Source organism: Pontibacter russatus, assembly GCF_009931655.1.
Classification (GTDB): domain Bacteria; phylum Bacteroidota; class Bacteroidia; order Cytophagales; family Hymenobacteraceae; genus Pontibacter; species Pontibacter russatus.
The window spans coordinates 337,927-364,074 of the sequence record NZ_CP047984.1 but is presented as its reverse complement, the minus strand read 5'-3'; the positions used below and the strand labels follow the sequence as shown (position 1 = coordinate 364,074).

22 protein-coding genes are annotated in these 26,148 nt (G+C 54.2%); 13 read left to right on the top strand and 9 right to left on the bottom strand.

From position 1 onward, the window contains the following. Positions 1-98 precede the first annotated feature (98 nt). The 3 genes from GSQ62_RS01560 to GSQ62_RS01550 all read left to right on the top strand — a co-directional run bounded on the left by GSQ62_RS01560 (position 99) and on the right by GSQ62_RS01550 (position 2,741). Positions 99-860 (top strand): NUDIX hydrolase, encoded by a 762-nt coding sequence (locus GSQ62_RS01560; RefSeq protein WP_161887876.1) that lies wholly within the window; start codon positions 99-101, stop codon positions 858-860. 220 nt (positions 861-1,080) lie between these two features. Then, on the top strand, positions 1,081-2,016 hold the full coding sequence (locus GSQ62_RS01555) for a ring-cleaving dioxygenase (RefSeq protein WP_161887875.1): 936 nt from the start codon (positions 1,081-1,083) through the stop codon (positions 2,014-2,016). Positions 2,017-2,102: 86 nt separating this feature from the next. Beyond that, positions 2,103-2,741 (top strand): alpha/beta hydrolase, encoded by a 639-nt coding sequence (locus GSQ62_RS01550; protein WP_161887874.1) that lies wholly within the window; start codon positions 2,103-2,105, stop codon positions 2,739-2,741. A 402-nt stretch (positions 2,742-3,143) separates the two neighbouring features. On the opposite strand, the gene estT is transcribed toward GSQ62_RS01550, so the two are convergent. Both estT and GSQ62_RS01540 read right to left on the bottom strand, forming a co-directional pair. Beyond that, positions 3,144-3,986, bottom strand: coding sequence for a macrolide hydrolase EstT (gene estT, locus GSQ62_RS01545; protein WP_161887873.1), 843 nt, complete (start codon positions 3,984-3,986; stop codon positions 3,144-3,146). 523 nt (positions 3,987-4,509) lie between these two features. Then, positions 4,510-5,082 carry an HD domain-containing protein gene (locus tag GSQ62_RS01540; RefSeq protein ID WP_237586894.1) on the bottom strand — a complete coding sequence of 191 codons (573 nt, stop codon included), beginning with the start codon at positions 5,080-5,082 and terminating at the stop codon, positions 4,510-4,512. 520 nt (positions 5,083-5,602) lie between these two features. Between GSQ62_RS01540 and GSQ62_RS01535 the strand changes: the two genes are divergently transcribed. The 5 genes from GSQ62_RS01535 (at position 5,603) to GSQ62_RS20965 (ending at position 10,474) form a co-directional block, all read left to right on the top strand. Next, complete coding sequence (locus GSQ62_RS01535) at positions 5,603-7,258, top strand: glycerol-3-phosphate dehydrogenase/oxidase (RefSeq protein WP_317164387.1); 1,656 nt, start codon at positions 5,603-5,605, stop codon at positions 7,256-7,258. Between the two features lie 22 nt (positions 7,259-7,280). Beyond that, entirely contained in the window at positions 7,281-8,777 is a 1,497-nt protein-coding gene (glpK, locus tag GSQ62_RS01530) for a glycerol kinase GlpK (RefSeq protein ID WP_161887871.1), read from the top strand. Positions 8,778-8,810: 33 nt separating this feature from the next. Continuing rightward, entirely contained in the window at positions 8,811-9,542 is a 732-nt protein-coding gene (locus GSQ62_RS01525; protein WP_161887870.1) for an MIP/aquaporin family protein, read from the top strand. A 96-nt stretch (positions 9,543-9,638) separates the two neighbouring features. Beyond that, the gene (locus GSQ62_RS01520) at positions 9,639-10,364 is read left to right on the top strand and encodes a glycerophosphodiester phosphodiesterase family protein (RefSeq protein ID WP_202621819.1); all 726 of its coding nucleotides are present in this window, start codon (positions 9,639-9,641) and stop codon (positions 10,362-10,364) included. Further along, a complete protein-coding gene (locus GSQ62_RS20965; RefSeq protein WP_202621818.1) occupies positions 10,361-10,474 on the top strand; it encodes a glycerophosphodiester phosphodiesterase in 114 nt (37 codons plus the stop codon). The genes GSQ62_RS01520 and GSQ62_RS20965 overlap by 4 nt, the downstream gene beginning before the upstream one ends. A 161-nt stretch (positions 10,475-10,635) precedes the next feature. On the opposite strand, the gene GSQ62_RS01515 is transcribed toward GSQ62_RS20965, so the two are convergent. From GSQ62_RS01515 to dinB, 7 genes are all read right to left on the bottom strand, one after another. Continuing rightward, the gene (locus GSQ62_RS01515; protein ID WP_161887865.1) at positions 10,636-11,541 is read right to left on the bottom strand and encodes an IS982 family transposase; all 906 of its coding nucleotides are present in this window, start codon (positions 11,539-11,541) and stop codon (positions 10,636-10,638) included. Between the two features lie 308 nt (positions 11,542-11,849). Continuing rightward, complete coding sequence (locus GSQ62_RS01510) at positions 11,850-12,989, bottom strand: App1 family protein (protein WP_161887869.1); 1,140 nt, start codon at positions 12,987-12,989, stop codon at positions 11,850-11,852. Positions 12,990-13,019: 30 nt separating this feature from the next. After that, positions 13,020-13,856 (bottom strand): M48 family metalloprotease, encoded by an 837-nt coding sequence (locus tag GSQ62_RS01505; RefSeq protein ID WP_161887868.1) that lies wholly within the window; start codon positions 13,854-13,856, stop codon positions 13,020-13,022. Between the two features lie 218 nt (positions 13,857-14,074). Then, entirely contained in the window at positions 14,075-15,904 is a 1,830-nt protein-coding gene (gene yidC, locus GSQ62_RS01500; RefSeq protein WP_161887867.1) for a membrane protein insertase YidC, read from the bottom strand. A 29-nt stretch (positions 15,905-15,933) separates the two neighbouring features. Further along, the gene (locus GSQ62_RS01495) at positions 15,934-17,547 is read right to left on the bottom strand and encodes a CTP synthase (RefSeq protein WP_161887866.1); all 1,614 of its coding nucleotides are present in this window, start codon (positions 17,545-17,547) and stop codon (positions 15,934-15,936) included. A 172-nt stretch (positions 17,548-17,719) separates the two neighbouring features. After that, positions 17,720-18,625 (bottom strand): IS982 family transposase, encoded by a 906-nt coding sequence (locus GSQ62_RS01490; RefSeq protein WP_161887865.1) that lies wholly within the window; start codon positions 18,623-18,625, stop codon positions 17,720-17,722. Positions 18,626-18,847: 222 nt separating this feature from the next. Next, positions 18,848-19,927 carry a DNA polymerase IV gene (gene dinB / locus GSQ62_RS01485; protein WP_262886642.1) on the bottom strand — a complete coding sequence of 360 codons (1,080 nt, stop codon included), beginning with the start codon at positions 19,925-19,927 and terminating at the stop codon, positions 18,848-18,850. Positions 19,928-20,190: 263 nt separating this feature from the next. Between dinB and GSQ62_RS01480 the strand changes: the two genes are divergently transcribed. The 5 genes from GSQ62_RS01480 (at position 20,191) to GSQ62_RS01460 (ending at position 26,054) form a co-directional block, all read left to right on the top strand. After that, positions 20,191-20,865, top strand: coding sequence for a type 1 glutamine amidotransferase domain-containing protein (locus tag GSQ62_RS01480; protein WP_161887864.1), 675 nt, complete (start codon positions 20,191-20,193; stop codon positions 20,863-20,865). A gap of 188 nt (positions 20,866-21,053) precedes the next feature. Next, positions 21,054-21,470: an EamA family transporter gene (locus tag GSQ62_RS01475; protein WP_262886641.1), complete on the top strand. Its 417-nt coding sequence runs from the start codon at positions 21,054-21,056 to the stop codon at positions 21,468-21,470. 184 nt (positions 21,471-21,654) lie between these two features. Further along, positions 21,655-22,536 (top strand): cysteine synthase CysM, encoded by an 882-nt coding sequence (cysM, locus tag GSQ62_RS01470; RefSeq protein WP_161887863.1) that lies wholly within the window; start codon positions 21,655-21,657, stop codon positions 22,534-22,536. Positions 22,537-22,977: 441 nt separating this feature from the next. Then, positions 22,978-23,802 (top strand): pirin family protein, encoded by an 825-nt coding sequence (locus GSQ62_RS01465; RefSeq protein ID WP_237586893.1) that lies wholly within the window; start codon positions 22,978-22,980, stop codon positions 23,800-23,802. A gap of 572 nt (positions 23,803-24,374) precedes the next feature. Beyond that, entirely contained in the window at positions 24,375-26,054 is a 1,680-nt protein-coding gene (locus GSQ62_RS01460) for a GMC oxidoreductase (RefSeq protein ID WP_161887861.1), read from the top strand. The last annotated feature ends 94 nt before the right edge of the window (positions 26,055-26,148 follow it).

Here is a 26,148-nt window from a genome sequence, read left to right as displayed (position 1 = left end):
GTGTGCGATATGAAAAAAAGATTCATTGTGTTATTATTACATAATAATAAGCATCTTTTCAATATGTCAGGTTAACATATTGAAATTATTTTTCAGATATGTCTCCACAGCAAACTTCCCCTACCGCACAGCATCAGAAAGACGCAGACCTGGTGCCACAACTCACCTCAGACTGCGTCATATTGGGTTTCCATGACAACCAGCTCCGCGTCCTGCTGCTGCGCTGGAAGGACACGCCCTTCTGGAGCCTGCCCGGTGGCCCAGTCCGGCAGAGCGAGTCGGTGGATGCGGCGGCGAACCGGATACTGCAGGAGCGCACGGGCCTGGATGACATTTTTCTGCAGCAGTTTCGTATCTTTGGGGAGGAGGTGCGCTATAACCGAAAAGAGATTCAGGACAAGCTGAAGCACATCATCGCGCCTGACATATGGTACAAGCGCGCCATCTCTATCGGGTACTATGCCCTGGTCGATTATTCAAAAGTGAACCCCGCGCCAGATGCATATACGGACGAGTGCCGCTGGTGGGATATACAGGAAATCCCGTCCCTGCTCTTCGACCACAACTATATGATAGAGGTGGCGCTGGAGTCGCTCCGGCGCCAGCTAAGCTGGCAGCCCATCGGCTACAATCTGCTGCCTGACCCGTTCACCCTGCCCGAACTGCAAAGGCTCTATGAAACCATACTCGGCAGGAACCTGGACCCCCGCAACTTTCAGCGGAAGCTGCTGCGCCTCGGCATACTGGAGCGCCAGGAGGCCAGGCGCAGGGGAGGAGCTTTCCGGTCGCCTTACTTATATAGGTTTATAAAAGAGAAGTACGAGGCAGTGCTGAAAGAAGGGGGCCTGCTGTTCGTCTGATCCCCGGAATCAGCGCCAGGCAGTGTGCCTGCACCGACAAAACATATAAAGAAACTTTTTTGCGATATTATATGTATATACATTAAATACATTTACATATATTTGCATATCCCTGAGACGGCCGCCTGTGGAATACGTTAATGAAGAGCGGAGGCTGAAAGTTCAGCAGGAAGAAAAACGGACACGTAAAGTAGTTACATATAAATTGAAGAAGAACATCATGGAGAACAGTATATTAGGTCTGCATCATATCACGGCCATCGCCGGGGCGGCCAAGAGTAACCTGGATTTTTACACCAAAGTGCTGGGCCTGCGCCTGCTCAAGAAAACCGTCAACTTCGACGACCCCGGCACTTACCACCTCTACTATGGCGATGAACGGGGGAGCGCAGGCTCCATCCTGACGTTCTTCCCATACGAAGGGGCCAGAAGAGGCCGCGCCGGAACAGGGATGGCCACCAACATTGCCTATGCCGTACCCGAAGGAAGCTTCGATTTCTGGGTTGACCGCTTCGAGAAGCATAATGTTATATATAACAAGCCCTCCGAGAAATTCGGGGAGCCTTACCTGACTTTCCTCGACCCCGACGGGCTGAAACTCGAACTGGTGGTGCCGAAAAACGGCGATAACAGAAAGGCCTGGGAAACAGACGAGGTAAAGGCTGATGTGGCTACAAGAGGCTTTCACGGCGTTACGCTCACCCTGCAGCAAATTGCCCCCACGGCGGCTGTTCTGACAGACATTCTCGGGTACAGGCTGCTGGAGCAAAGCGGCAACCGCTACCGCTATATAACTGATGCTGTGGAAAATGCCGCTATTATTGATTTGGTGGAGCTGCCCAACGAGACCCATGGCATTGGCGGCGCCGGCACGAATCACCACATCGCCTTCCGGGTGAAGAACGAGGATGTGCTGATGCAGTTTCATGACAAGGTAGCGCAAAGCGGCCTCAGCATCACCAACAAGATTGACCGGAATTACTTTTACTCGCTTTACTTCCGGGAGCCGGGCGGGGTGCTGTTCGAGATTGCCACCGATAATCCGGGCTTCGGTATAGACGAGCCCTGGGACAAGCTGGGCTCCGGCCTGTTGCTGCCGCCGCAGTACGAGCCGCGCAGGGCAGAGATTGAGTCGGTCCTGCCCAAGCTGGATTAAATGCCACAGGCAGGCACTCTTCCGGAAATTATATATGATTTAGGCAGGATTGAAGAAGCCATGCTCCACTTTAAGAGATAAGACAGATGTATACGCATAAAAAACAGATCATCACGCAGGGCCGCCCGCTTTCTGAGACGGGCAGGGCGCTTGTGATGGTACACGGCCGGGGCGCCACAGCCGAAAGCATTCTTGGGCTCGCCCAGGATCTGCAGGCAACGGACTTTACGCTTTTCGCGCCGCAGGCCACCAACCACAGTTGGTATCCCTTCAGCTTTATGGCCCCGGCCGCGCAAAACCAGCCTGCCCTGGATTCTGCCCTGGAACTGCTGCACGATGTGGTGACCAGCATTGCAGCGCAGGGCATTAGCAGCCGGCATATAGTGCTGGCGGGCTTCTCGCAGGGCGCCTGCCTCACCGCTGAATATGCCACCCGGCATGCCCAGCGCTATGGCGGGCTGCTGATCTTTACCGGAGGTCTGATTGGGCAACAGCTAGACACCAGCAATTACAAAGGAGATTTTGAGGGAACGCCGGTTCTGCTTACTACCGGCGATCCCGATCCGCACGTGCCGGTAAGCCGGGTGGAGGAAACGCACAAGATCATGGAGGCAATGGGTGCTATCGTAACGGAAAGGATATATAAAGGCCGACCCCATACCATTCTGCAGGAAGAGATAAGCCTGGCGCGGGAAATCCTGTCGGGCATATCGGCCAGTGGCTGATGTAACGCCGGTTGTATTAAATGTCTGAGGAAATTTTCCTGCTGAGAGGAGTTGAGACGGGGCCTCAACTATAATTGTTCCATCAACATCGTTTATCGTTACTGTCAGGCCTTGTAAGGGTCACTTCGACTTAAAGTGAGACTATATCTGATTATTCTTTTTTGAGTTCAGATGGCAAGGACCTAATCTGTGTATAAATTGTTAGCTGTCATAACGCTATTTGTAAAAACACAAATTCCTGGCCAGATAGGTCCTATTTAGCTTTTACCTAACTTTTGGTTATGCCTTTTGCCGATTTAAAGCAGTTCCCTATATAGTTACTACTACTTATGATACGAACTGTGCCTCTCCAAACGCACACTGCACTGGCAATTAATTAAACCGAACCACTGTTACTGTATTCTAATCGTTTATGTGCTTTGCTATTTTGTCAATTATGAAATTCCAATCATCAAAATGCAATTCGTGACCTGTGCCTTCAAGAGTAATTAGTTTAGAGCCTTTTATCTTTTCAAGTAGGATACCAGCATTTTTGTAATGCCATATTTTATCCTCCGTTCCGTGTATTATCAGTGTTGGTCTGTTTATTTCGTTTAATCTGTTCCAATAATCGTCACCTCCTCCCAAGGCAGCGTGATTAAACATGCTTAAGTAGTTATTGGCTCTTTTGAACTCCGCTCTTATCAGATTTTCGCTTCTTTGTTTGTCAAATGGTTTTCGGCCACACATCAACTCAGCACCCTGAATTAAATAATTTACAACGCTATCTTCCTGCGTCCAATCAACAGTACCCGATCTACTGTGAAAGTCTATGATTCGCGTGTCCATTTCAGGGATTGTTGGGTCAGAGTCAGCCCAAGGCCCGGTTGCCATCAGTGTCAGTGATTTAACTCTGTCAGGATTTTTTATGGCAGCAATTTGAGAAATTAAACCGCCTAAGGACAAACCAACAAAATGAGCTTTGTCTATATGGTATCCATCTAAAATTGAAATGGCATCATTAGTCAAATCAACAATATCGTAAGGTGTTAAGCCGGGTTCGTAAAAGGTTGATTTTCCTACATCTCTGTTGTCGTAACGAATTACGAAAAATCCATTTCCAGCTAATCGCTGACAAAACTCAGCGTCCCAAAAGAGCATTGAAACTGTCGCTCCTGCAACTAATAATATTGCTGGGTTATTGTTATCCCCAAAACTCTCAGTGTAAATTTCAATGTTGTTTATCTTAATTACTTTTTCTTTCATTTTTAAATTTTTCCTGCTTACAACTGCTCGCTTTTAATATAGAAGCTATTTAGAATTTTCGATTTTAGTGTCAAAACCTGCCGTTGTTGGTGTTTTCACCGACAACTATACTTTCACGAACAAGTTCTTGCCGGTGAAAACACGCAGCAAGGGCATCATGCCTCGATTTTTTGAAAACGCTATCCATTATTTGCTGGCGTCAGTACCTTCCAATCAAGGTAATGAGGTTTATTATGTCTCCCAATAAAACCAATCATGTATAATTTTCCTATGTAGAAAGCTGTAAAGCAGAAAAACCAGCATTACCCGGTTCTCCTGCTTCAAGCGCTTCTGTGAAGCACATGGGGATAACTCCTCACAACCTGGGCTGTACCGGAAAAGTCAATCGGCGGTAGCACTCACGATACACCCCATGGGGCTGCTTTTTTTTAGGAAGTTCTTTATACCAAAAAGTATCTCTTATTCTGCCACAACTTTGCAACTATTGTTTACCATGTCTCAGGCCTATACAAAAGAGATCGACTTAAGCCGACTCCTGGTTGGCCTGCCCGAACTTGGCCTTCAGCGAAGCCAGGTGGGCCTGTTTTATATGCTCTCTGTTCTCTTTGGAATAGCCGGTAAAGTATTGGTGCTTCTCCAGGAAGGATAGCTGCAGGGCATCCCATTCTTCCTCGCCTGCCAGCACCTGAAAGGCCAGCAGTTCGGTGTATAGTTTCTGTGCGATTTCAGTGAAGTCCCCCCGCCCCAGGTAGTCCAGGTCTGCGTCGCATATTATCTGCTCCTGGTGCGACTGCGGGCTTTGCGGAATTTTCGTGGCCATGATCATCCCACAGATGCGGTCTATCTGCGCCCCGCTGAAGCCAAAGCCGGGCAGCTCCTGCTGGGCAATCCTGCAGCCCTGCGCCTCGTGGTCAAAATAATGGTCTATAAAACCGGCATCGTGGTAAAGGGCGGCTACTTTCAGGGTGAGGAGGCCTTCGGGACACGTAAAGCCTTCGGCAAGCGCGATATGCTCGGACTGCCTCAGCACATCAAGCGTGTGCGACAGGTTGTGGTACGTCAGTTGTTGGGGCAGTCTGGCAAGCAGTTTATTCACTACATGCCGTTTCAAGAGCATGAAAGGGATCGGAGCCATGGGCAACGGGTAGATGTGAATAGATGGAAAAAAGCGTAGGTACTAACTGCCAGTTCTGCGGGCAAAGATATATAATACGCTATACGATATACTTTTACTTAAGTATATGGGCCGGAGTTAAAACGACGGCGTCCTTTATATATTATATACCTTGATAGGGCCATGGCACAGCGGGCACCGCAGCGTAACTTGCAAACTGTTGACGGAAAACAATCTACATAGTTTTCCTCAACACCGGAGACACGGAGCGCTTGCCGTTAAGCTATTATAGTTGCACTGGCGGCAGCCCGAAAAGACAGAAGTGTATATAAAATTCATATATTAGCTATGATTTCTTTAGATTGTTACCTGTACCCTTGTGCAGGCCGCAGCACCTGCGGGGCGAAACTAGCTAAGTGCCGGATGGTGAGAGATTTTATAAAGGCCGCAAGTGGCGGTCGCGGTTTTAGCCTTTGGGCTGGCAGAAGAAAATTAACAGCGCATGCTTCATAATCGACAGGTGGAAATGGCGGAAAACAAGCCTTGGTCTTTGGACCGCGCGGCATATATGGCAGCCGTTTCAGACCCGCGGCGGGTGTGGGACGTGCTGGTGATAGGTGGCGGGGCAACAGGCCTGGGCGTGGCGGTGGACGCCTCCGCAAGGGGATATAGCGTGCTGCTGCTGGAGCAGGCCGATTTTGCGAAAGGCACCTCCAGCCGCAGCACCAAACTGGTTCACGGCGGCGTGCGGTACCTGGCACAGGGCAACGTGAAACTGGTGTTCGAGGCCTTGCACGAGCGCGGGCTTCTGCTGAAAAACGCGCCGCACCTCGTAATGGTGCAGTCTTTTGTCATCCCCGCTTACAGCTACTTGACAAAGCTCTTTTATGGGGCCGGGCTCACCCTCTACGATATAATGGCGGGTAGGCAGCGGTTTCGTAAAACAGGCTTACTGGCGAAAGACACGACCGCCCGGCTGCTGCCGTCCATCAGGCAGGAAGGGCTGAAAGGCGGCGTGGAGTATTTCGACGGGCAATTTGACGATGCGCGCCTGGCCGTGAACCTGGCCCAGACTTGTGCCGGGAACGGCGGTGTGCTGCTAAACTATATGGCAGTGACAGGGCTGCTGAAAGACGCGGACGGGAAAACAGCAGGAGTAAAGGCTCTGGACACGGAAAGCGACCGTGTATTTGAACTGAAGAGCAAAGTGGTCGTAAACGCGACCGGGGTTTTTGTGGATACGGTCCTTCAGATGGATGCGCCCGGCCAGCGCCCGCTGGTGCGGCCTAGCCGGGGGGTACACGTGGTGCTTGACAGATCCTTCCTGCCCGGCGACAGCGCCCTGATGATTCCCGAAACCCCGGACGGGCGGGTGCTGTTCGCCGTGCCGTGGCATGCGCACGTGCTGGTGGGCACTACCGATACTCCTCTTGATAAAAGCGACCTGGAACCGACCGCCTCCGATAAAGAGATAGATTTTATATTAGAGACTGCCGGGCAGTACCTCGTGAAAAAGCCCACCCGCCGCGACGTGCGCAGCGTGTTTGCCGGGCTTCGGCCGCTGGCTGCCTCTGCAGCAGGTACCGCTAGCACCAAAGAAATCTCCCGCAGCCATAAATTAGTTGTGTCGCCTTCGGGCCTGGTAACCATCACCGGCGGCAAATGGACCACCTACCGCAGCATGGCTCAGCACACCGTGGACAAAGCTATTGAAGTTGCCGGATTGCCTGCCAAAGCCTGTGTCACGCAGTCTCTGAAAATCCATGGCTATGCAGGCGCAGGCACTATAACTGGGCAGGCTCCGCACCTTGCTATATATGGGAGTGATGCGACAGCCATCCTGGAAGTGGAGCAGGAGCGGCCCGAGCTTGGCCAGCGGCTGCACGCGGCGTTCCCAAACACCGGCGCGGAAGTAGTGTGGGCCGTGCGGAGCGAAATGGCCAGAACCGTGGAAGATGTGCTGGCCCGGCGCCTGCGTGTCCTGTTTCTGGATGCCGGGGCGGCGATTGAGATGGCTCCCAAAGTGGCCTCCATTATGGCAACTGAGTTGGGAAGAGACATGGCGTGGCAGCAGCGCCAGGTGAAAGCGTTTGTGGCCGTGGCGAACGGCTATTTGCTCGAACCTCACCAGCCATCAATCCAGACGACATATGACTAACTCACCTATATAAGACCTACCTATGGCGAAATACATACTTGCTTTTGACCAGGGAACCACCAGCTCGCGGGCTATTTTGTTTGACCAGAGCGGCCACATCAGAGCGCTGGCCCAGAAGGAGTTCACGCAAATTTATCCGCAGCCAGGCTGGGTGGAGCACAGTGCCAGCGAAATATGGTCGACGCAGGTGGGCGTGGCCGCAGAGGCCATCCTAAAGGCTGGTTTGCAGGCAACAGACATCGCGGCCATCGGCATCACGAACCAGCGCGAAACAACCGTGGTGTGGGACAAACGGACCGGAGAAGCTATCTGCAACGCCATCGTGTGGCAGGACCGGCGCACCGCCGCCTACTGCGACGAACTCAAGCGGCAGGGGCACGAGCCGATGATCCGGGAGAAAACAGGGCTGGTGATAGACGCCTACTTCTCGGCCACCAAAATACGCTGGATACTGGACAACGTGGCCGGAGCGAAGGAAAAAGCGGAGGCCGGTCACCTGGCTTTCGGCACCGTAGACTCCTGGCTGATATGGAACCTGACGGCGAGGAAGGTGCATGTAACGGACGTGACCAACGCCTCCCGCACCCTGCTCTATAACATCAACACCCTCACCTGGGATGAGGAGCTCTTAAGCCTGTTCGGGATTCCGGCCAGCATGCTGCCGGAAGTCAAGTCATCGAGCGAGGTGGTGGGGGAGACATCCGCTTCGCTGTTTGCGGCGCGCATTCCCATTGCGGGCATTGCCGGCGACCAGCACGCCGCGCTTTTCGGGCAGATGTGTACCAGGCCCGGCATGGTCAAAAACACCTACGGCACCGGCTGCTTCATGCTCATGAACATCGGGAACAAGCCTATTTTATCTACCCATAAATTAGTGACAACCGTTGCCTGGAAGATAAAGGACGAGGTGCAGTATGCCCTGGAGGGAAGCATTTTTATAGCGGGGGCCGTGGTGCAGTGGCTGCGCGACGGGTTGGGGGTCATTTCAAAATCAGCGGAGGTGGAGCCGCTTGCCCGGCAGGTGAAAAGCAGTGATGGCGTATATTTGGTGCCTGCCTTCGCCGGATTGGGAGCCCCGCACTGGAACCAGCACACGCGCGGCACCATGGTGGGCATGACGCGTGGCACCACCAAAGCCCATATCGCCCGCGCCGCCCTCGAAAGCATCGCTTACCAGACCATGGAGGTGCTGCGGGCCATGGAGGCCGACTCCGGTATAGAAATCAAGGAACTGCGGGTAGACGGGGGCGCAACCGACAATGACCTGCTGATGCAGTTTCAGGCGGACATTCTGAACGCGCGGGTGGTGAAGCCGGAGGTGACGGAAGTGACTGCCATCGGCGCTGCCTACCTGGCGGGCCTGGCCGTTGGCTTCTGGGAGAGCGTGGAGGGCATCCAGCAGCAATGGAGCATCAGCAAACAGTATGACCCCACTGCGTCCGATGCGCACCAGGACCAGATAAAAGGGTGGCTGCGGGCGGTGCGGGCCGCCAAGGCCTGGGCCGACGACAGCGAGTAATCTTCTAATAAAACAACCCTAAAAGCTACCTCTATGTCAGCATTCGCGGCCGAGTTTATCGGCACTATGTTCTTAATCCTGCTCGGTAATGGCGTGGTCGCCAACGTAGTCCTGAAAAACACGAAGGGCAACAGCAGCGGCTGGATGGTGATTGCCACAGGCTGGGCGCTCTCCGTTTTCACGGGGGTGGTGATTGCGGCACCCTACAGCGGCGCGCACCTGAACCCGGCAGTCACGCTGGGGCTGGCCCTGGTGGGTAAGTTTGGCTGGGACCAGGTCGGTTTATATATAGCGGCGCAACTGCTGGGCGCCATGTTAGGTGCTTTGCTGGTGTGGCTGGTATACAAGCCACACTTCGAGACGACGGAGAGTCCGCAGTCGCAACTGGCGGTATTCAGCACCGGCCCTGCTATCCGGCAGCCTGTCTCCAACCTTTTCAGTGAGGCCGTGGGCACATTTGTGTTGATATTCGTGGTGTTTTATTTTACCAACCCGGAAATCGGCGAGGAGAAAACACCTATTGGCATGGGCGCGCTGGGTGCCATTCCCGTTAGCTTCCTGGTCTGGGCCATCGGTCTGTCGCTGGGTGGCACCACAGGCTATGCCATCAACCCCGCCCGCGACCTGGGCCCCCGGATCATCCATGCGCTGCTGCCCATCAAAAACAAGTGCGACAGCGACTGGTCGTATGCCTGGGTGCCGGTGCTGGGCCCTGTGCTTGGCGCTGGCGCGGCCGCTTTGTTATACATGATTTTACAAATTTGACAGATGGACATGAACTATTCCTGCAGTTTTCTTTTATTTACCGGCCTGGCTTTGGTGTGCCTGCTGGGTTGTAATGCAAAAACGCCGTCAACCGTTGTGGCAGAGGAATTCCCTGCCTTTTACATAGAGGGCCACCGCGGCACAAGGGGCCTGATGCCGGAGAACACCATCCCTTCCATGAAAAAAGCGGTGGATGTGGGCGCGAATGTGCTGGAGGTAGACGTGCAGATTAGCAAAGACGGCCAGGTGATGGTTGCGCACGACCCAAAGCTGAACCCGGAAATCACGCTTCTGCCCAACGGGGAGGAAATCACGAAGGAAGATGCCGACAAATACATTCTGCACCAGATGGACTACGCCGACATCCGGAAGTTCGACGTGGGCTCTAAGGTTAACCCCGCTTTCCCACAGCAGCAAAAGCTGAAGGCTTATATCCCTTTGCTGGGAGAATTGATTGACTCCGTGGAGCAGTATGCCGCTGCCAAAGGATTGCCACCCGTTATCTATAACATCGAAATCAAAGCCGACCCCGCGAAAGATGGCGTGTACCAGCCAGCACCCGCAGAACTTGTAAAACGGGTGATGGATGTGGTGCACGAAAAGAAGATAGGCAGCAGGTTCTATCTCCAGTCTTTCGACATCCGGCAGATACAGGAAGCGCACCGGCAGTATCCGCAGGTGGTGACCGGCTTCCTGACGTCGGACAAGAACGCCTCGCTGGAAGAAAACCTCCGCCGCATCGGCTTCCTCCCCGATATATACAGCCCCACTACAAGCTGGTCACCGACAGCCTTGTGGCAGAAAGCCACCGGCGGGGCATGAAACTCATTCCCTGGACAGTGAACACATCCGGGGAAATGGAAGAGCTTAGACAGATGGGCGTAGACGGCATCATCACGGACTACCCGAACCTGCTCACAACTCCTGAATAGCACGAACAACCACAGCAGCAGGCATCTTTCCGAATTTTGTATATGGGAAAGGTGCCTGCTGTTTATATATGGCTGAAGCATCCTTAAACTTGACTTTCAATTCCGCGGCCTCTGACCGGCTATATAAGCTGGCTGTACTATATATAGCGTGAACTCGGGAATTAAGCCAAAGTTCTGGCAGGATTAAATCTTTTGTTTTTGTGGTCGAGAAAGGTGTAGGCGGTCAGGCCGGAGAGGATGTGGACCAGGGCGTTGAGCGGGTTTCGGTGACGGGTGTGGTCGATGTCGCAAACGCTCATCAGAATATCATTGACGGCCTCTATACCTCCCCTCTTCATCAGGTTGAGCTTGTCTGAGAGCGTCAGGAGCATGTTTTTCATGTTCTTCCTTATTTTAGCCACCAGGTGCAGGCCCTTCTCCAGCAGTTCCCCGAGCAGGGAGGAGAGATAGCCTCTGTCCCCGTAGCACTTGCCCTTCAGCCCCTCGAGCAGGCGCCCCAGCACCTGGTGGTTGTTGTCTGCCACGTTAGCCGGTGTGATGAGCAGGCGCGCCAGCTCTCCGTGCTGGTTTATGACCAGGTGCAGCTTGAGGCCGAAGAACCAGCCGGTGGAGCCTTTTCCCCTTGAGGCTATCCCCTCGAAGACCCTGTGGGAGTGAATGCGCAGGTTGTCGCAGACAGGGAGCTTCTTGGAGTCTATGTAGTAGTGGCCGGTGCGGGCGGAGAGGCTGCACCGGCACTGGGCCAGCAGAAAGGCGTGGAAGCAGGCCTGGCGGGCCAGCGAGAGGAACTGCGTGTAGGAGACGGCCCTGGGAAAGAAACTCCTCAGTTCTCCGAGTACCAGGCGCCGGTAGTAGTACTCGAAGCACTTGAAGCCCGAGAGGTGGTAGAGCACCAGGATGGTGAGCACCTCGCTCTCGGAGAGGGAGGGCTTCCTGCCGGCGGGGTGCTTTTCTAAGAGCCCTTTTGGCAGCGGATGGGAAGTGAAATAATCCTCAACCTCCTTACAGAAATCGTCAATGAAGCAGAACACTTCTACCACCCTGGCAGTATCTATGATAAAGTGCATAAGGCTAAGGGTTTAGGTGAAACATAAGGCAATATTTCTACCTGATCCTTAGCCTTTTTTGTTGCGCAAGTACTTGATTTAAAAATATTTAATTCCCGAGTTCACGTTATATATAAACACAGTCCGGAGGACCTGTTATAGTAGACACGAGCGAGAACGCTCCCGACATTGATGTGCCATATATAGCAGGATTGCTCAGAAGGAGACGACATGCTTCGAGAAGGGGAATTATCGCGTTAGCAGTCTTTTCACCTATTCAGCGAAGTTGGGGCGGAGTTAATAATGTGCGTTAATCGTCATTTGTATGACTACTTATCCCCCTTTTCATCCAGTTCGGCCTCACGGCTTACTTCCTGCACCTCTTCTGTAAAGATGAAGCCACTATCGGCGGCATGCTCAGCGGCAGCGGCTGTGTCCTTCACCAGCACCATCTCCACCTCGCCCTGCCGCTTCAGCTCGTCGGCAATGGTGGTGACGGCCTTGGCGCGATCCGCAATGTTCACATCACGGATGTAGATGGCCATGATACGGCCCGGATGGTTCTTCACCACCTCGCGGTAGATAACAGGATCCTGCTGGCCGCTGTCGCCAATCAGGATAAAGTCGAGCTTGGGATAGGTGATTAGGATGTTCTCGATCTCCTTGTACTTGTGGCTCATGTGGTCGGAGTGGCCCAACTTGTTTTCGTCAATGCCGAAGTCGCGGAGCAGGAGCGGGCCCTGCGGAATCTCGTTCAGTTCGAGGAAGTGGAAGAGCAGGTCGTAGTTGTTCCAGGGGCTGCTGGACACGTAGAAAAAAGGGTTGTTACGCTTGCCGTTGCGGCCCAGCTGCAGCGAGCGGTAAAACTGCGACACGCCGTGAAACGGGATGCGCGAGTGCGCGTTGTTCAGCAGCACATTCCTGCCGGTCTCAAGCAGGCTAGTGGCCCCGGTCCGGACGATGGTGTCGTCGATGTCGGAGATGATGCCATATTCCGCGTCCGGGGGCGGCACCAGCACAAAGGCTGTCTCGCACACCTCTTCCACCAGTTTCATGGGCGCGTCAATCAGTTTTATATCGATCGGGTGCCATATATCCTCTAACTGCAGCGGTTCCTTCGGCTCGATATTCAGCACAAAATAACCTTCCACATCCGTAGTGATTTCATGTTGCTGCCCCTGCAGCGTCAGTTGCACCCGGGCGTTGGGCACCTCGTCGCTCTCGAAGCGGCGGTACATGTTCAGAAGGTTCTCCCAAAGTGTGTCGTTCTCCTCAGAGCGCCTGATGCCTTTGTCTACCAGCACGCGCCCTTTCACATACAGTCTTGTGGGGGTGCCGTAGCTCCGGTATGTGACGATCTGCAGTGGGCGGTTCATGCCCAGCCTGTTTTTAAGCTCAAAAGTGAGGTAGTCGATTTTATCTTCTGCCTTTAAGATGCCTTTTGCAGCTTTGTTCTTCAGGTTTTTCATAGTTGCCGCTTTAGGTAGCTGCCCATGGTGTTAAATGTTCAACGCTTTTTTCAGCTGAAGGAAATCCGTGTCAGGGCTGGCGTTCGTTTTGCAGCTTTCCTGCTCCGCCATCTCCTGTATGTTCTGTATACGATTGTCAGAAGCCGGGTGGGTGCTCAGGAACTCGGGCGGAGCGCCGCCCCGCTGCGCGTCCTGCTCCAGCTTGAGGAAGAAACCGGCAGCGCCATCGCAGGCATAGTAGTTGGTGCCTGCCAGATAGGCCACCGAGGCTCTGTCGGCCTCTGCTTCGGCATCGCGGCTAAACTTCAATCCGGTGAGTGTTCCGGTTAGCTGGGCCGCAATCTGCTGCAGCGCGCCGGGGTCGTTGCCGAGCGCAATCGAGAGCAGCAGGGAGATGCCGTAGTTGCGTTGCAGTTGCTTCACGCTGTGGCGCTTGTCGGCATGGGCGATTTCGTGGGCCAGCACCCCGGCGAAATGGTCTTCGTTCTCGAGGTATTTGATGAGGCCCGTATAGACATATATATGGCCCCCCGGCGTGGCGAAGGCATTCAGTGTCTCGTCATCACTTATGATTTTCACCGTCCACGGAAACTCCTCCTGGTACTTAACCTGCCCCGACGTGAGGATGCGGCCCACGATGCGGTCGATGCTCTGGTAGGCCTGCTGCACATCGGGGTCGCCGCTGCCGCGCTCCAGCAGCTTTCCCTCGGCCCGGTAAGTAGAGTCCACCTCGTGGGCCACCTGCTGCCCCAGCTTTAAATCATCCTGTATGGAGAAAATGACTCCGTCCCCGTCGCCGCAGCCGCCGAGCAGGAGCAGGCAAAGCATGGACAGCAAATAGGAATGGTAATTATATGTCTTTTTCATGTATAGCTTTTATATATTATCTGTTAGCGGCAATAGCCATTGTCAGGCTTTCTATTCAGTAAACCACGCAAATTCTAACCCCGGGATTGCACAGTTATCTGCAGTACGAAAGTCTGCTTCTGTAAGGTTATATCCAGACTTGTTCGAAAAGTGCTGCAGACGTTATATAACAAAAAAGCCCCTGAAGTCTCAGGGGCTTTTCGGGGAGCGGCTTCGCTCTATTTCTTTGCTTTGCGTTTCTGCTGCTCTTTTTCAGAGGCTTGGCGCATGGCTTCCTGCATACGCTCTGTAAACGATGGGCCGCCGGTTTTCTTCTTCTCTTTTATCTTATGCTTGTTGTCTTCCAGTTTCGCTCTTATTTTGCCCTCGTCCACGAACTTGCGGATGGCGGCCTGCTGTCCGAAGGTAACGATGTTAGACATGAAGTAATAGAAGGAAAGGCCAGCGGGGTAGGAGTTCAGCACGAACATGAAGATGAACGGCATCAAATAGCTGTAGAACTTCATAGGACCCTGCATCGTGTTCACCTGGTTGTTAGACCAGGTATACAGGATGGTGGAGGCCGTCATCAGGAGCGTGAACATGCTCACGTGGTCGCCATAGAACGGAATGGTGAACGGCAGCTTCATGAAGACGTCGTAGGTAGAGAGGTCTGCCGCCCATAGGAACGGCTCCTGCCGCAGCTCGATGGAGTTCGGGAAGAAGTTGAACATTGCGAACAGGATCGGAATCTGCAGCAGCATCGGGATACAGCCGCTGATGGGGTTTACGCCCATTTCCTGGTAGAGCTTCATCGTCTCCATCTGCGTCTTCTGCATATCGCCGTCGTTGCGCTCCTTGATGGCGTCGATCTCCGGCTTCAGCACCTTCATCTTCGCCATCGACACGTACGACTTGTAAGTGAGCGGGAAGAGAATGGTCTTGATATAAAGCACCAGCAGGATGATGATGATGCCGTAGTTGCCGATGTAGTTTTCAAGGAAATCGAAGGCGGGGATAATGAGCCACTTGTTCACGTACGAGAAAATGCCCCAGCCCAGGTCCAGGTTTTTGTCGAAGTCGTGGCCGATGTGCTTCAGTATCTTGTAGTCGTTCGGGCCGAAGTAGAACGTGAACTCTCCAGCGCCATCCAGCACCTCCTTCGTTGGAATGAGTATCTGCGAGGCCATTGTCTTCACGACGGCCGAGTCGGCGGGGTCGGTGGCGGCCTCCATCCTGGCTCCGGCAAACTGGCTGCCGGCAATGATGCCTGCGGTAAAGAAGTTCTGCTTGTAGGCCACCCACTTCAAAGGTTGCTCCACTGTCTCCGCCACCGTTTCTTCCGCAATGGACAGATTATCATAGCCATCCTCTACCGTGGCGAAATTGATGGTGGACTTGTCCCGGTTCTGTTTCAGGTCGCGCTCCAGCTGCTTCAGCTGGTCGGTCCAGGTAAAGGTGATGTTCTGGCCGCTTACCTGTTGCTCCAGACCTTCAAAATCAAGCTTATAGCCCAGCAGGAAATTCTTATCGAACAGGGTATATACCTGCTCTATGTACTGCCCGTCGCCCAATTGCGCCCGGAAGGACACCGTTTTGCCCGAGGTCCCGCCTTCTCCCTGCACCTCTTTCACTTCGGAGGCCGTGAAGTACAGGTAGGATAGTTTTATCTGCTTCCCGTCGCCGGAGGTGAAGGATATGTCGGTGCTGCTGCTTTCGCTGTCGAACAGCACCAGCGGCTCGCCCTGGTAGGTTTCGTAATTCTTCAGCAGCACTTCCTCCACCTGCCCGCCCTGCGAGTTGAAGGTGACGCGGAGGTTTGCATTCTCGAGGGTGGTAGTGGTCGCCTCGCCGGTGGCGGCAGCGCTAAAAGCGCCCAGAGCGGTTGCTCTGCGGGCCTGGGCCAGCGAGTCGTCTTCCACAACTGCGGCTTGGGGCAGTTGCTCTACCTTGGCTGTTTCCTGTATTGCCGCCTGCCGGGCGGGCTCCTCCTTCGCCGTGAAGAAGAACGAGTAAGCCAGCAGCAGCAAGGCAATCAATCCGAAGCCAATCGCTTGATTTCTATCCATTTACTATATTGTTGAATTGTGTAAGGTGTTTATTTTGATTTTGTGTGGTTGATGGCCGCCTTCACAAACCTCACGAAGAGCGGGTGAGGGTTCAGCGCGGTGCTTTTCAGCTCGGGGTGATACTGCGCCGCCACAAACCAGGGGTGATTCTGCAACTCTATCACCTCCACCAGGCCTGTTTCGGGGTTTATGCCCGAGGCTATCATGCCTGCCTGCTCGAAATCTGGTAAGTACTTGTTATTGAACTCGTAACGGTGTCGGTGGCGCTCCGAGATCTTAGACTTGCCATATACTGAATAAGCCTTTGTCCCGCGTTTTAGTTCACAAGTATAAGAACCTAATCGCATAGTTCCTCCCATTTGGGTCACTTGTTTCTGATCTTCCATCATGTCAATGACCGGGTAAGGCGTGTCGGGGTTAATTTCGGTGGAGGCGGCGCCCGCCATGTCCAGCACGTTGCGGGCAAACTCCACGGCAGCGCACTGCATGCCCAGGCAGATGCCCAGGAACGGGATGTTGCTCTCGCGAACAAACCGGATGGCCTCCAGCTTGCCCTTAAACCCGCGCTCCCCGAAGCCGGGCGCCACCAGCACGCCGTCCATTTGCTGCAGCATGGCCCCCACATTCTCGTTGGTGATGTTCTCGGACTGGAACCACTTGATGTTGACTTTGCACTCGTTGGCAGAGCCCGCGTGTACGAACGACTCGATGATGGACTTGTAGGCGTCAGGCAGCTCCACGTATTTCCCCACCAGGGCGATGTTTACCTCAGCGGTCGGGTTTTTGAGGCGGCCCAGGAACTCCTTCCAACTGTCGAGGTTCGGGTCCATGCGGTGCGGCAGCTTCAGTTTGCTGATCACGCGCTCGTCCAGCTTCTCCTTGCGCATCAGCAGGGGCACGTCATATATAGTTTCCGCGTCCAGCGACTCAATGACGGAGTTGGTCTTCACGTTGCAGAACAGCGCTATTTTCTTGCGCATCTCGGTCGGCAGCGGGTACTCAGAGCGGCACACCAGGATGTCGGGCTGCACACCTGCTTCCGATAGCGCGCGCACCGAGTGCTGTGTAGGCTTTGTCTTCAGCTCGCCGGCGGCCCGCAGGTAAGGCACCAGCGTCAGGTGTATCACGCAGGACTCGTGTACGCCCAGTTCCCAGCGCAGCTGGCGCACCGCCTCGATAAATGGCAGCGATTCGATATCGCCCACGCACCCGCCAATTTCCGTTATCACCACGTCATACTCGCCCGTCTGGCCCAGCAGCAGCATGCGGCGCTTTATCTCGTCGGTGATGTGGGGTATTACCTGTACGGTTTTGCCCAAATAAGCGCCCTCCCGCTCCTGGGTGATGACGTGGTGGTAGATGCGGCCGGTGGTCACGTTGTTGGCCTGCGAGGTGGGGGTGTTGAGGAAGCGCTCGTAATGGCCCAGGTCGAGGTCAGTCTCCGCGCCGTCTTCGGTTACGTAGCACTCGCCGTGCTCGTAGGGATTCAGCGTACCCGGGTCAATGTTAATGTAGGGGTCAAATTTCTGGATGGTTACAGAGAAGCCCCTTGCCTGCAGCAGTTTAGCAAGGGAGGCAGAAATAATGCCTTTGCCAAGGGAGGACGTCACGCCGCCTGTAACAAATATGTATTTAGTAGCCATAAGTTAGGGTAAGTCTTATGGGCTACAAAGGTACGCTTAATTATTTGATTATCCTGAACACAAGCTGGGAGCTTAGGATTTCTTTCTTAAAATTAAAGCTGAACCTGAAACATAGGGCCTGTTTCTAAAGCAAGACAACAACACGCCTGCTTATTGAGCGTGAACTCGGGAATTAAGCCAAAGTTCTGGCAGGATTAAATCTTTTGTTTTTGTGGTCGAGAAAGGTGTAGGCGGTCAGGCCGGAGAGGATGTGGACCAGGGCGTTGAGCGGGTTTCGGTGACGGGTGTGGTCGATGTCGCAAACGCTCATCAGAATATCATTGACGGCCTCTATACCTCCCCTCTTCATCAGGTTGAGCTTGTCTGAGAGCGTCAGGAGCATGTTTTTCATGTTCTTCCTTATTTTAGCCACCAGGTGCAGGCCCTTCTCCAGCAGTTCCCCGAGCAGGGAGGAGAGGTAGCCTCTGTCCCCGTAGCACTTGCCCTTCAGCCCCTCGAGCAGGCGCCCCAGCACCTGGTGGTTGTTGTCTGCCACGTTAGCCGGTGTGATGAGCAGGCGCGCCAGCTCTCCGTGCTGGTTTATGACCAGGTGCAGCTTGAGGCCGAAGAACCAGCCGGTGGAGCCTTTTCCCCTTGAGGCTATCCCCTCGAAGACCCTGTGGGAGTGAATGCGCAGGTTGTCGCAGACAGGGAGCTTCTTGGAGTCTATGTAGTAGTGGCCGGTGCGGGCGGAGAGGCTGCACCGGCACTGGGCCAGCAGAAAGGCGTGGAAGCAGGCCTGGCGGGCCAGCGAGAGGAACTGCGTGTAGGAGACGGCCCTGGGAAAGAAACTCCTCAGTTCTCCGAGTACCAGGCGCCGGTAGTAGTACTCGAAGCACTTGAAGCCCGAGAGGTGGTAGAGCACCAGGATGGTGAGCACCTCGCTCTCGGAGAGGGAGGGCTTCCTGCCGGCGGGGTGCTTTTCTAAGAGCCCTTTTGGCAGCGGATGGGAAGTGAAATAATCCTCAACCTCCTTACAGAAATCGTCAATGAAGCAGAACACTTCTACCACCCTGGCAGTATCTATGATAAAGTGCATAAGGCTAAGGGTTTAGGTGAAACATAAGGCAATATTTCTACCTGATCCTTAGCCTTTTTTGTTGCGCAAGTACTTGATTTAAAAATATTTAATTCCCGAGTTCACGTTTATTGAGTGATTCCTGCACGCCACCCTGGTTGCTGCATGTCTCTCTGACAAGCCCTTCAGAAAAAAATCTAATTCAGTAAAATCATATATATTCATATATAACACCTTGCTTCCTCAAAATTCAATTGTCAGCTGGTAACCTTCCTGCTTGTCGTGCTGGTAGAGGAGGCTGGAGACGGTGATGCCGAGCAGGCGCACCGGGTAGGTCGGGAGTTGGGGCGTGCGCAGCAAGTCGCGGGCGATGGTGAAGATGGCGTCGGCGGAGCTGAACGCGCTGCCATATGTTTTGCTGCGCGTGTTCAGCGTGAAGTCGAAGTATTTGATTTTAAGAGTCACGGTTTTGGCGGTCGCCTGCAGCCGTGCCATGTCCTGGGCCACCTCCTGTGCCAGGTATTGGAGGCGCTCCAGCATGTCCTGCTCCTCCGTCAGGTCCACGTCGAAGGTGCGCTCCGAGCCGATGGATTTGCGGACGCGGTGCGGCTGCACGGCGCGTTCGTCTAGTGCGCGGGAGATGCGGTAGTAGTAGCGACCCACCTTGCCAAAGTGGCGCACCAGTTCCTCCTCCGGCCGTTGCCGCAGGTCGGCCCCCGTCATAATGCCCATGCTTTGCATTTTAGCTGCCGTCACTTTGCCGATGCCGTGGAATTTCTCGATGGCCAGGCTGGCCACCATCTCCTCGGCCCTGTCCGGGGTAATGAGGGTGAAGCCGTTGGGCTTGTCCATGTCCGAGGCAATCTTCGCCAGGAATTTGTTAAAAGACACACCTGCAGAAGCTGTCAGCCCCGTTTCTTCCAGAATGCGCGACTTTATTTCCCGGGCGATGATGCTGGCCGAAGGCATCCCGATCTTGTTTTCCGTCACATCCAGGTATGCCTCGTCCAGCGACAGCGGCTCTACCAGATCGGTGTAGGAGAAGAATATCTCCCGGATTTGCCGCGACACGGCCTTGTATACCTCGAACCGGGGCTTGACGAAAACCAGTTGCGGGCACCGCTGCGCCGCAATTTTAGAGGCCAGCGCAGAGTGTACCCCGAACCTGCGGGCCTCGTAGCTGGCCGCCGCCACCACGCCGCGCTCCCTGGAGCCGCCCACCGCCACCGGCTTTCCGCGCAGCTCCGGGTTGTCGCGCTGCTCCACCGACGCAAAGAAAGCGTCCATGTCCACATGAATGATCTTCCGGATTGTCTGGCTCAAAACAGGCGGGGTTAAGTGGCAAAGGTACAAAACAGGAGCATATCTGTATTTGCCTTGCGGCCGCTGCAGCGCATTTATATATCCCCTCCGGAGGGCAAGGGAGTGGAGCGACTGGGACGCTGCTTCAAAAGCACGGGATTGCCTCGACCTGCAGCACAACTCACCGGCAACGCCTCCCCGTATACCTGATTATATATGGCTGAAGCCGTCAAGCAGCAGCTATATATAAGTACCGAACAGCAACAACAGAAAAACCAATAGCTATGAAAGTACTCTTTGTGTTAACGTCGCATGATAAACTGGGCGACACAGGCCATAAAACTGGGTTCTGGGTGGAGGAGTTCGCCGCGCCCTACTACGTGCTATCCGATGCGGGGGCAGACATCACGCTCGCCTCTCCGGCGGGAGGGAGGCCGCCCATCGATCCCAACAGCGAGGCGCCCGGTGCGCAGATAGACGCCACCAACCGCTACAACGAAGACCGGGAACTGCAGGAAAAGCTGTCGCGCACAGTGAAGCTGAGCGAGGTGAAGGCGGACGATTATGACGCTGTCTTCTATCCGGGAGGCCACGGGCCGCTGTGGGACCTGACGAATAACGAGGATTCTATCCGGCTGCTGGAAGCCTTTGAGAGGCAGCGCAAGCCGATCGCGGCTGTGTGCCACGCGCCGGCGGTTTTTGCCAAGGTGAAAAAAGGAGACGGTGAGCCACTGGTGAAGGGGAAAAACGTGACTGGCTTCACCAACACCGAAGAGGCGGCCGTGAACCTGACCGAGGTAGTGCCTTTTCTGGTGGAGGACAAGCTGAAGGCGCTCGGAGGGCAATACTCCAAAGTGGAGGACTGGCAGCCGCACGTGGTGCGCGACGGCATCCTGATTACGGGCCAGAACCCCGCCTCGTCGGAGGGAGCCGCAGAAGAACTGCTGCGACTCATGTAGAGGTAGCCCCGGATAGATTGTAGGCTTATATAAGAAACGCGCATCAGAATCAATGTCTTTGGTGGGATTTATATGTTAAGCTGGTTTGGCCTGTGCCACCCCTCCTGTATCGCCTTTCTTACTACAGCCGTGTAGCCACCCAAAGCCATGGCGCGGCAATTTTCGTACTATGCATATAAAACTGCTAAATGATGTGGTGGGTATATGCATTGGGTTCGGCTTTTTTTGCGGCCCTGACCGCTGTCTTTGCCAAAATTGGTGTCTCGAACGTAAACTCTGACCTGGCTACGGCTATCCGGACGGTGGTGATTCTGGTGGTCGCGTGGGGCATTACCGTGGCCAGGGGAGAGCTTCAGGGGATTCAGGCCATATCCAGGCACAGCATGTCTTTTCTGATTCTGTCCGGGCTGGCTACGGGACTCTCCTGGATATTCTATTTCAAGGCACTGAAGCTGGGCAAGGTGTCGCAGGTGGCCCCTGTCGATAAACTGAGCGTGGCGCTGACCATTCTGCTATCCATAATTTTCCTGCACGAGGACCTGACGCTGAAAACGGCTGTCGGCGCGCTGCTCATTATCGGGGGTACGCTGGTGCTAATCCTTTGAACGCCGGGAGCGTTTTGTATTCAGCTGTTCTGCCTCCGCCCGGGCCTTTCCGGGTGTTGGCTTTTCGGGCGCCTGCGGCATGGTCGCTATTCGGCTGTAGCCGGGCTTCATTTCTTTGTCCGTTTTACAACAAACCTTTTACATTTGTAGTTAATGGGAACAGTTTTATCACAAAGCGAAACGAATGGCTACCCTACTTGATTTGATAGGCAACACGCCCCTGGTGGAGTTGCAGCATATAAACACCAAACCCGGCGTAAAACTATATGGCAAGCTGGAAGGCAACAACCCCGGCGGCAGCGTGAAAGACCGCGCCGCCTACGGCATGATCAAAGGGGCCCTGGACAGGGGAGAACTGAAGCCGGGGATGAAGCTGATTGAGGCGACCAGCGGCAACACCGGCATCGCCCTGGCTATGATCGCGCGGCTCTTCGGCGTGGAGATAGAACTGGTGATGCCCGACAACGCCACACAGGAGCGCGTGCTCACGATGGAGGCCTACGGCGGAAAGGTTATCCTGACGCCCGCCGAGAAATCGATGGAAGGCTCGATTGACTATGTAAACAAGAAGGTATCGGAGGGTGGTTACCTGCTGCTGAACCAGTTTGCAAACCACGACAACAGCCTGGCGCACTACCACACCACCGGCCCCGAGATCTGGCGCGACACTAAGGGGCAGGTCACCCATTTTGTGTCTTCGATGGGCACCACGGGTACCATCATGGGCGTTTCGCGCTACCTGAAGGAGCAGAACCCGGAGGTGCAGATTGTGGGCACGCAGCCTGTGGAGGGCTCCCAGATACCCGGCATCCGGCGCTGGCCGGAAGCGTACCTGCCAAAGATTTTTGAAAAGGAGCGTGTGGATATCACCATCGACGTGTCGCAGCACGAGGCCACCGTGATGACGCGCCGCCTGGCCAGGGAAGAAGGCGTGTTCGCCGGCATGAGCAGCGGCGGCGCTGTGTTTGCGGCCACCAAACTCATCGAGCAACTGGACGAGGGCGTGGTAGTCTGCATCATCTGCGATCGCGGCGACCGTTACCTTTCCTCCGACCTGTTTGGTTAAGGGAGAAGCAGCGAGCATAACAAAGCCGGAGAAGCTGATGTACACAGCCTCTCCGGCTTTTCTGCTAAAGGCCTCCTGCGCACCTGAAGCTGGACAGGCTTCAAAGCCATATATACCAGCCATATATAAAAGGCAACTTATTTACCCTGTACATTCCCGTGCCGCAAACAACATCTTAGATTGTCCCGGAGGGAACAGGGGCAAATAGTTAGCAGCAACTCATATATAGCTTTTGGAGAACAACAGATGAGTTCCTTTAAACCAAAATTTATATAAGTACCCGGTCAAAATTAACTTGCACTACCCATTAAATCACCACATATATAAGTCAGCCGAAGATCAACGATATAAAGTATAAATACCTTATGTCTTGAGGCATGTGTCCTTTTTCCTATAAACAGATATATGGCAACACGGAAAATAAAGAAAGCTCATAAAGCCATGAGCGCACCCCTTGGCAACCTGGTTACATACCGGGCACTGCCGACGCGGGAAGTGGAATACATTGACCCGTTCCTGTTTCTGAACCACCACGGGCCGCAGACCTACGGCCCCAACAACAGCGGCCTGCCCTTTGGGCCGCACCCACACCGGGGCTTCGAGACGCTGACGTTTATTCTGGAGGGGGACATCATGCACCAGGACACCGGCGGCGGGCGGAGCGTGATACAGAAAGGCGGTGTGCAGTGGATGACAGCGGGCTCCGGCCTGATTCACGCCGAAGTCTCCTCCGACAAATTCAAGCGGGAGGGAGGCCCTCTGGAGATCCTGCAACTCTGGTTTAACCTCCCCGCCAGGTACAAGATGGTCAAGCCAAACTACATCGGGCTGCAGCAGGACGAGATACCGACTGTGACAGAAGACGGAGGCAGGGTGAAGGTAAATGTCATCTCAGGCAAATGGGGCAGCGTGCAGGGGCCCGTCCGTTCGTTGAGCGGCATCGACATGAGCAGCATAGAAATTAAGCAAGGCGGCAGCTTTACAAGGGAAGTCGCGGCCAGCCGCAACATTTTCTTTTATGTGGTGCGGGGGCGGGTAAACGTGAACGGGCAGCCAGTGAGCAAACTGCACCTGGTGGAGTTTGGGAACGAGGGCGAGGAGGTAAAAGTAGCGGCATCGGAAGACGCGGTGGTGTTGTTCGGCCATGCCGAGCCGTTCAACGAGCCAGTGGTGGCGCACGGGCCGTTTGTGATGAACACTGAGCAGGAGATACAGGAGGCTTTCCAAGACTACCAGCAGGGTAAAATGGGCACCTGGCACGAGTAAGCGTTGCGCCCTATATATAGCACGCTCGGTGCTATATATAGGGCGCAACGCTTCATTAAATAAATCGTGGCGGTGGCGGTGGTGGCATGGCACAAAGAAAAAAGCGCCGCCAATGGAACAGGAGTCGCTCTTTCTGAAGGACGGGTTATCGTCAGGGAAGTTTATATAGCAATAGCTTGTAAAGAAACGAAGCGGAAACGCAGCAAGTAGCGGCTCACTTCAAAACGCTTCCACTATATATACTAGTAAGGCAATCCTTAAAATCAGCTCATTTTATATTGAAGAAATTCTATAAGATCTATTTATACGTTAAATAGATAGAACTAAAGGCGCTAAGGTGTTTCTCATCACTATCACGTTTAGCTGTAGCGGATTAGCCATAGTGAGCACTCAACTATATGCAGCATTTTATCCTTATAACTTGCTTATTTTTGAATAAAGCGTTATACTTAACCGTTCATTTCCTGCTCAACTGCATCTGAACAACTTCTCACCGCTTTAACGGCGTGCTCGATAGTGCTGGAGTTTTATACTTAACCTTATTATATATAAATAGCTTATCACCCTGAATTATGGCTGAAAATGTTTATGATGCGATTGTAGTCGGCTCCGGCATCTCCGGTGGCTGGGCTGCCAAAGAGCTGACCCAGAAGGGCCTGAAAACCATTATGCTGGAGCGAGGCCGCAACATTGAGCACATCAAGGATTATACGAACGCAAACAAGCACCCCTGGGAGTTTCCCCACGCCGGCGGCCGCACGCAGGAAATGATCAAGAATTACCCGGTGCTGAAACGCGACTACGTGCTGAACGAGCGCAACCTCGACTACTGGGTAAACGAGAAAGAGAGCCCGTACGTGGAGGTAAAGCGCTTCGACTGGTACCGGGGCTACCATGTGGGGGGCCGCTCCCTGATGTGGGGCCGCCAGAGCTACCGCCTCAGCGACCTTGATTTTGAAGCCAATGCCAAAGACGGTATCGCCACTGACTGGCCGATCCGGTATGCGGATATCGCTCCGTGGTACAGCTACGTGGAGAAGTTCGCAGGCATCAGCGGCTCCAAAGAGAACATCCCGCACCTGCCGGACGGCGAGTTTATGCCCCCCATGGAGCTTAACTGTGTGGAGAAAGACGTGGCCGCCCGCCTGAAGCAGCACTACAACAACACCCGCCACATGATCATTGGCCGTACGGCCAACCTCACGCAGCCCCACCATGACCGCTCCAACTGCCAGTACCGCAACAAATGCTGGCTCGGCTGCCCCTTCGGCGCCTATTTCAGCACGCAGTCGGCCACGCTGCCGGCCGCCATGGCCACCGGCAACCTGACCGTGCGTCCTTTCTCCATCGTGACCAGGGTGCTGTATGACAAGGACACCAAGAAGGCGAGAGGAGTGGAGGTGCTGGACGCTGAAACAAACCAGACTTATGAGTACCTGGCCAAAGTGGTTTTTCTGAACGCCTCGGCACTGAACACCACCTGGGTGCTCATGAACTCTGCCACGGACGTGTGGCCAGAGGGCCTTGGCAGCAGCAGCGGAGAGCTCGGCCACAACCTGATGGACCACCATTTTAAAGTGGGAGCCTCCGGTACCGTGGAAGGCTACGAAGACAAGTACTACTACGGACGCCGACCGAACGGAATCTATATTCCCCGCTTCCGCAACATCGGCGACGACAAGCGCGATTATATACGCGGGTTTGGTTACCAAGGCAGCGCCGGCCGCGAGGGCTGGAGCCGCGAAATTGCCGAGATGAACATCGGCGGCGAATTCAAGGACGCGCTGACCGAGCCGGGCAGCTGGACGATGGGCATCAACGGCTTCGGCGAGACACTGCCTTACCACGAGAACAAGGTGACGCTCGACAAGAACAAGAAAGACAAGTGGGGGCTGCCTGTGCTGGCGATAGATGCAGAGATTAAAGAGAACGAGCGCAAGATGCGCAAGGACATGATGAACGACGCCAAGGAGATGCTGGAGATAGCCGGGGTGAAAAACGTGAATACCTACGATGCGGACTACGGCCTGGGCCAGGGCATACACGAGATGGGAACCGCACGTATGGGCAGGGACCCAAAGAGCTCGGTGCTGAACGCCCACAACCAGGTATGGGACGCGCAGAACGTGTACGTTACGGACGGCGCCGCCATGACGTCTGCCGGCTGCCAGAACCCGTCGCTCACCTATATGGCCCTTACCGCAAGAGCCGTAGACCATGCTGTGAATGAGTTGAAGCGTCAGAACATATAGCGGCACAGGCGTTGCCAAACAAAGAAAGCATTTGTTAAAATTAAATTGTTTTAAAAGTCCTCAACTTATATAGCGGAGGCATATATAAAAACAG